Annotated in this window: 1 protein-coding gene; it reads right to left on the bottom strand. The window is 61.2% G+C overall.

The genetic code is table 11. The features are described 5' to 3' along the window. Positions 1–17: 17 nt before the first annotated feature. Positions 18–495 (bottom strand): transposase (locus tag BGIM_RS0147760; protein ID WP_238537860.1); only part of this gene is annotated, 478 nt, incomplete at its 5' end.

Raw genomic sequence — 495 nt, 5'->3', positions numbered from 1 at the left:
TTTTGAAGTTGCGCTTTTTATCCGGCGGTGCGAAACTCGGCCGGGATGGCCTGCCGGAGTTTTCGTCGCAAACGCCGGATTCCGCCGGGTGTTTGCATGGCGCGGGCCAGGTATTCCAAGTCGGCCTGTTCGCTGTGGCGGCGGACCGCCAGGCAGAGGCCGTGGGTTCGCTGGTGTCGCCAGCGCTCTTTCTGCTTCGTCGTCAGGCCGGACTTGGCCAGTTGCCTCGCCCGATGCCACTCCAGCCACAGGAACGTCACCAGGACCAGCTCCAGCCATCCCTCCGTCGCCTCGAACCGGCGCAGGCGGCATTGGGCGAAGCCCAATGTGCTTTTCAACTCCTTGAAGAACAGTTCGATCTGCCAGCGCAAATCATAAAGTTCGACCAGTTCGGCCGTCCGGAAATCCGTGCGGTTGGACATCAGGATTTTCTGGATCTCGGGCCGTTTCCCGGCGACGGGTTGTTCCCGTGTCGAAAACACCAGGAGTGTCTTC

This window comes from Zavarzinella formosa DSM 19928 (assembly GCF_000255705.1).
GTDB classification, from domain to species: domain Bacteria; phylum Planctomycetota; class Planctomycetia; order Gemmatales; family Gemmataceae; genus Zavarzinella; species Zavarzinella formosa.
This window is presented reverse-complemented; position numbering and strand designations above follow the sequence as displayed.